This is a genomic window from Brevibacterium picturae (assembly GCF_030453725.1).
In the GTDB taxonomy this organism is placed as follows: Bacteria; Actinomycetota; Actinomycetes; order Actinomycetales; family Brevibacteriaceae; genus Brevibacterium; species Brevibacterium sandarakinum_A.
This window is the reverse complement of the sequence record NZ_JAKDJU010000163.1, coordinates 1-6,700: the sequence shown is the minus strand read 5'-3', so window position 1 is coordinate 6,700 and position 6,700 is coordinate 1. Positions and strand designations below refer to the sequence as shown.

Below are 6,700 nucleotides of genomic sequence, written 5' to 3'. Positions count from 1 at the left end.
AACTACACACGGGCCTCACCTCCTCCTGGACAGGAATCCGAACCTGTTGCTGGTCCGCCTCGATCTACCGACTTCGACAATAACGAACATTGCGGGGGCAACGGCACCTCAGCGCAACGGCATGCTGAGCTCTCTTCGTTGAGCAGTGGAGTTCGTAGAAGGGCGATCGGGTTGACGGCGACGATTGGTCAAAGAAGCTCGCCGAGCCTTCTCAGGGCGAATTCGACGCGACTGAAGACCATTGCGGATGGCAGATTCAGTTGGAATCGAGCGCCCGCTGATAGCCCCGCAGTCTCTTTCTGCCGTTCGCAGTCAGACCCCGATTGTCCAGCAGTGCAGCGATGCGATCATCTGCCCCTGACGCGTGCAGACGTTCGATGAGTGACTTGTTGAGCGGCTCCAAGGCATCGGTCCGTGCGGAGACCGTGCCGTAGCTCGGTGACTTCTTGCCCGCCACCGTGTCGAGTTCATGAATGTAGTGCTCGGTGAAGCTGCTCCACATGTCGGGGGTCAGCAGGTGACGAGGCAGCACCTCGGCCAACGTCGATTCCTTTTCTGACGTTCGGCCGAATCCGAAACGAGTCCACCCGTATTTGCGTTCCCAGTGAACGATCTGAACGGCCGAGAGTCGGCACAGCTCCTCCGGGCCCAGAGCCCGGCCTATACCAGTCCACAGTTGGTCGACCATCTCTGAGATCACGACCTTCGATGCTTCGATCGGGTCCTCGGAGCGGAAGTAGTCGAACCCTTCGGTTTCGCAGGCCAGAGTGATGAGTGTGCTCACAGCCTCGACGGCAGGGCGAATCTCTTCACCGGTTCCGGCCGACAGAGCCGCGAACGATTGTGCGAAGTGGTCCTTGTAGGTGAACCGCCACCGCGTGCGCTCCTTGGGCGAGACCCGACGATCGCGTGCAAGATATGCTCCGGCACGAGCCAGAGCAGCGAACTCCTTGACGTTTCTGCGAACCACTTCGGCCGATGGCGGCGCAGGGGCCGTGACGGTCACCTGAGACGGGTCGATGAGCTCCTCGACCCGTTCTCGCGTCCGGGCGTCGCCGCGCCAGTAGAGAGTCCAGAGCACCTTCTCCAGGTCGTCACGGTCGAAGCCCGAGGTTGTGCGGAAGAACTGCGTACGATCGAATTTCTTGGCCACCACCCGTTCAGAGTAACAATCACATGCGCGGCGAGCTCATCGAATCCGATGCATGTCAGCCTCTGATGCAATAGCGTGGGATCATGCCTTCACAGCCACCGGAGCCACCGAGCGACGAACCCGACCTTCTCGCCGAGCTCTCGGCTGTCCTTGCCGATCCGAGTCCTGTCCCGCTGCTTCTGGCCGCGAGCTCCATGGGGTACGCCGCCAATGTCGACGAGGACGATGGTTCATCACCATTCTCGATGCCTCCCAAAGTCGAGTCGAGCCCGCTCTCGGAGCAGTTCCTTACCCTCACCTCGGCGATGATGGAATCAGCGGCGCCAGAGACCGACGCGCTCCTGCTCATCTGGGCCGCCATGTTCGACGACCCATTGTTGCGACGACGCATCCACCGTGCCGTCGATTCCAGGTCACAGTCACTACCGGAGTGGCTGCGCAGCCTTGATTCAGTGTCACCTGTCGCCGCTGCTTCACTGCGCCACGAGCTCGGCCACGAAGAGACACTGTTCGTCGAATTCTCGCTCTCAGGGCAGCCTGTCACGATGGCTGTGGCAGTGACCCGGCTGGGCATCCCCTACCTCGAGGACTGCTATCCGATCGACGACACCATCGATTCGATCCAGCGACTGGCCGCGGACAATCCGCAGATGCCCTCCGATCACATCGAACTGACGCTGGCGAATGCGCGCGCCCAGATCGAGGAATTCGTCGATCACGGCGACCACATGATGCCACCCACGGAAACCGACACCTGGCCCTCGGTGCGACTGCTCCTGGCCTGGATGCTGCGGCTCCTGCCTGACGGCGGAGAGGTTGAGGAACCCCACGAATGGACGGAAGACGAGATCGGCTCTCTGGTCACCGATTTCCTCGCTTCGTCCTGGGCACAGGAGATCCGATCCGATGCCGCGATGCACGCTGAACGTCTCTTCGATTTTCAGCTCACCCACGGGTCCGGCGAGCCACTCAAATGGGGCGCGACCGCTGTCAATATGATCATGGGCGATCTCTACCCGCGCAAGGTCCTCGCAGATGACGAGTTCATGCTCAGCATGCCCACAGTCCTTGCCGCAGTGGTTCGATTCGCCAATGAGCGCTCAGGCACCTCGCCGGAGTTCACAACCTCGGCCCTCGAGGCGATTGATGAAGCTCTCCCCGAGTATCGCCGCCGCGTATCCGAGGGTTCCAGCGCATCCGGGGCCCCCGCCTCTGGGCTCGCAGACCTTCTGGGCCTGCCATCGGATGTCGAACTGCCAGAAGGGCTGATCGAACAGCTCAGCACAATGGGGCTCGATCCGAACTCCGGTCGAGGATTCGATCCTCGGGCGATCACTGCGGAGGACGCCAAACTCTGGAGGGAAGAACTTCGACTGCGGGCAGGCGGTGAGGAGAATCTCGCCTCCCTCGATGAGGAGCCGCTGCCCGCCGAGGACTTCAGCACCGACGGCATCAGCCCGAAGGTGCTCCCTCAAGTTCAGGCGCTGGCCGCCGACCTGGCCCGCTTCGCCGACGCCCATTTCCGAGATCCGGAGATGACGACTGCCGTACTGCGGATCCTGAATCTCACAGCTCGGACGAACCCTGCAGCATTCCGCCGGGGCTTCGCCCACCCGCCGGCGATCGCCGCTCTGTGCTGGATCGCGGGAAAGAACAACCGGTGGTTCATCGCCGAGGTTCGCCAGCGCACGATTCAGACGATGATGTTGGCCGCTGGGGCCACGACACAGCCGACTGCACGGGCTAAGTCGATGCTCAAGAACGTCTCCTACTCGCTGGAGGCCCAGGAGCTCGATCTGGGTGATCCTGCGTTGCTGACATCACTGGCGCGGGCGGACCTCATGGCGATGCGCGACGCCACTATTGAGTGAGGGGCGAAGAGGGCCGGTATGCGGCCAGTGACTCAGGCCTCCTTGCCACGACATCTGTTTGGAGCGCGCACATGCCGTAGACCCCGATGAAACCCCTCCTCATACCGAATGTTGCACGTCAAGTGCAACGAACCGAAGACAGAGGGGCGTCACAACGGGGAATCATATTGCAGGGGTAGGTCAACGTCGGCAGACAGCTTCCGGCGGTTCCTACTTCACTGCGACATAGACCTTGTCAGCGAGCATGTCAGGGTTGACTGCCAGCACACCGGCTTCGGCGTCTTCTGATGGAATCTGGATGGCAATGGACCCGGAAGTCGATGCACCGTTGTACATGTTCTCCAACGTGTCGAGCGCGTTCGGCGCTACCACCATGTCGTCGAGGCCATCAAAAGTATTGCCGCCAGCTGAAACGTATTCAAAGGTGGCCATCGGCATTTCCCCGTCGGGTGCGTCGCCTGTATATGTCATTTCGACGTCGATCATCATGTACTGGTTGCCGGAATCTGGCGTCTCGTTGAGCTCGCTCTCTGCAAGGACTTCGTCGGTGGCATCCAAGGTGACGTTCGTAATCGTCATGTCCCAGTTTTCGCTGCTGATCTTGGTTCCGACAGCGTATGGGTTCTCTCGGGTACCTTCTTCGGCTCCAGCTTCCTCTGCATCGCCGGCCTCGTCCACGACTTCTTCAGCCGGGGCCTCCGCTGACACATCATCGCTGAAAGCATCGTCGACCGAGGAAGCAACCACAAAGAAGAACACAAGAATCGCCACGATGGTTCCAACGACCGACAAAATCAATGCCGAAATGGAGAATCCTTTTCCGCCCTTAAGAAAAAACGAAATGATTGCCAAAAGGAACGCAATTGGAAGAAGAATCCATCCCATAATAAGTGCGCCCGGGATGCATCCGAAGATGAACCCGACAATAGCGATTATAAACGCTACGATACCCATCACGTTTTTCTGACGCTTCTTTGGCGGCTGCGCGAAGTTTCCACCAGCCTGCTGTCCGTTGACGCCGTACGCATCGGCACCGCTGTACTGCGGGCCACCGCTGTACTGCGGTTGGCCGTTGGCCTGCATGGCGGGCTCTTGATACTGAGGAGCCTGGGACTGCCCCTGGGCTGGGCTCTGCGACGGACGGCTGTTGGGGTCAAAGTTCTGGCTCATGCTACCTCGGTACTAGAAAGTTCAATTTTCTATCAGAATACCCTCCAGGAAACACAGATATTTTCCAAGGAACCTCAACTACTCCGATGGTTATACAACCGTTACTATCGCTAGCACCTCTCATGAATATTCGGTCACGTGCGTAGTCTTCAATACTCCCTCAACACGTGATTCTTGTCACAAAAATGAATAGAGTTCATTCAGATCTCCCGCGAAAAAACCCGACACTGCATGAACTTCCCGAGTGCCCAACTCAGCATCTAGCTCTCGAAACGAAATACTCTGCGCGGCCCCCGGCCATCCCTTCGGCAACAACGTCGCTGGCAGCTGCGGGTCCGTACGCGCAAGAGCCAGCCAATCCAAGTGGAGCTCGACTCGCTTGACCAGCGCGTCAACCGGCGACAGTGAATCCGGATCAACAGCTCGCCACTTCTCGCCGAACGACTCATAGTCGGCGGCCAACTCCGCCAGGTCGAAAGCGCCTGCCAGCATCTCTTCGGACGTCGGGGGCTGAGGCTCGCCATAGACGACAATCGGAGAGATCACCGACTGCTCCGGCCCCAGTATCGTGGCAACATCATGCGGCCCGGGAGCCACCCAAGGGCCGCCATCCACCTGAGCGAAACCAGCCCACGACAGCCTCGACGCCATCTGGTGGCGCAGTGTCCTCTTCGACTCGGGCACCTGGATGCGCACAAAGGTCCATCGGCCGTCCCAATCCTGGGGCTGCCAGCCGGCGAACATCTTCTCCTGACCCTCGCGCAGAATCGCCCGTCCGCGATCGGAGAGCGTGTAGAAGGTCTTGCGGCCCTCTTTGTGTCGCACGATGAAGTTCTTCGCCGCCATCCGCTGCAGCACGGACCTGGCCGCCGACTCCCCCACGCCCAGCCTGCCCATGACGAACACGATCGAGGCCCCGCTCAGCGGCCTGGGGTCATCAAGCATGTGCAGGCCGGCGAGCGCGAAGAAGAGTGACTGCGGGTGAACCGTCATGCCTCTACTTTACGGTCTCTACGTCGCTCCGAACCATCTATTAATCGCATTTCATTGACGTCACAACATAATATTGCATAGTATTGGAAACGGTTCGGTCAGCGGCGATCGGCCCCCTTCCCGGCACAGGACACCGCACAGAACGACGAGCCACCCACAGCCAAGCCACACAATCAGCGAGGATCACATGGCTTCCGCGAAATCCACACAGACCAAATCGACACCGATGCTCAAACGAGCAGCCGCCTCGGCGTACCTGGGCAGTGTCATCGAGTACTACGACTTCTTCGTCTACTCCGTCTGCGCAGCACTCGTCTTCAAGGACGTCTTCTTCTCCAACCTCACCCCGGCCATCGGCACCCTGGCCAGCCTGGCTACCTTCGCCACCGGCTACCTGGCCCGGCCCCTGGGCGGCATCATCTTCGGCCACTTCGGCGACAAGCTGGGCCGCAAGCGCATGCTCATCGTCAGCATGTTCACCATCGGCATCGCGTCGACCGCAATCGGCTTGCTGCCCACCTACGACCAGGCGGGGCTCATCGCCCCCGTCCTTCTCATCCTCATCCGCGTCATCCAAGGCGTGGCCATCGGCGGCGAATGGGGCGGGGCCATGCTCATGTCCGCCGAACACTCCACGTCCAACCGCGGCTTCTGGGCCAGCTTCACCAGCGCCGGGGCACCCACCGGCCAGCTCGTCTCCGCGCTCGTCATCGCCGGTACCCTCGCAGCCATGGGCCCCGACGCCTTCATCGCCTGGGGTTGGCGACTGCCGTTCCTCGCCTCGGTCCTCCTGCTGGTCATCGGCGTCATCGTCCGCTCCGCTGTCGATGAGTCACCAGAGTTCCTCGCAGCGAAGAAGCGCACGCCCAAGGCTGGCATCCCGATCCTCGCCACTCTGCGCAAGCAGCCGCTGACACTGCTGCTCGCAGTGGGCGTGGGCCTGTCCGCCTTCATGTTCCAGGGACTGCTCACCACCTATTCCATCGCCTACGGCGTGCAGATCGGCATCGAACGGCAGACGATTCTCAACGCCCTGTCCTTCTCCTCCTTCTTCGCGATCTTCGGCATCATCGGCTGGTCCCGCCTCTCCGACACGATCGGACGCAGGCCCCTCGTCATCGCCGGGGCCGTGTTCATCGCCGTCTGGGGCTTCGCCCTCTTCCCCCTGCTGGAGACGAAGAACGGCATCATCATCACCATCGGCATGGTCGTCGGCCAAGGCATCATCCACCCGATGATCTACGGCCCGCTGGCCGGTCTCTACTCGGAGCTCTTCGACACCGAGCACCGCTACACCGGTGCCTCACTCGGCTATCAGATCGCCGGCATCGGCGCGGGCATCTCGCCCGTCCTCTTCGCCGCGATCATGAGCTCCACCGGATCACCGTCGACCATTCCGCTGTCCATCGTTCTCCTCGTCGTGGCCGCCATCAGCATCCTCTGCATCTGGCGACTCGGTGAGACGAAGTCACGGACCTTGTCCGAACAGCGCTTCGCCGAGACACCGGCTGCC

5 protein-coding genes are annotated in these 6,700 nt (G+C 60.9%); 2 read left to right on the top strand and 3 right to left on the bottom strand.

The genetic code is table 11. From position 1 onward, the window contains the following. Window positions 1–256: 256 nt before the first annotated feature. Window positions 257–1,153 (bottom strand): hypothetical protein, encoded by an 897-nt coding sequence (locus L0G76_RS13030; protein ID WP_304357608.1) that lies wholly within the window; start codon window positions 1,151–1,153, stop codon window positions 257–259. A gap of 83 nt (window positions 1,154–1,236) precedes the next feature. Between L0G76_RS13030 and L0G76_RS13025 the strand changes: the two genes are divergently transcribed. Further along, entirely contained in the window at window positions 1,237–3,024 is a 1,788-nt protein-coding gene (locus L0G76_RS13025) for a hypothetical protein (protein ID WP_304357607.1), read from the top strand. Between the two features lie 210 nt (window positions 3,025–3,234). Here the strand turns inward: L0G76_RS13025 and L0G76_RS13020 are convergent, their stop codons facing one another. Both L0G76_RS13020 and L0G76_RS13015 read right to left on the bottom strand, forming a co-directional pair. Then, window positions 3,235–4,194: a DUF4190 domain-containing protein gene (locus tag L0G76_RS13020; RefSeq protein WP_226833507.1), complete on the bottom strand. Its 960-nt coding sequence runs from the start codon at window positions 4,192–4,194 to the stop codon at window positions 3,235–3,237. A gap of 177 nt (window positions 4,195–4,371) precedes the next feature. Continuing rightward, entirely contained in the window at window positions 4,372–5,187 is an 816-nt protein-coding gene (locus L0G76_RS13015) for a PaaX family transcriptional regulator (protein ID WP_069599852.1), read from the bottom strand. Between the two features lie 187 nt (window positions 5,188–5,374). Between L0G76_RS13015 and L0G76_RS13010 the strand changes: the two genes are divergently transcribed. Further along, window positions 5,375–6,700 (top strand): MFS transporter (locus L0G76_RS13010; RefSeq protein WP_304357606.1); only part of this gene is annotated, 1,326 nt, incomplete at its 3' end.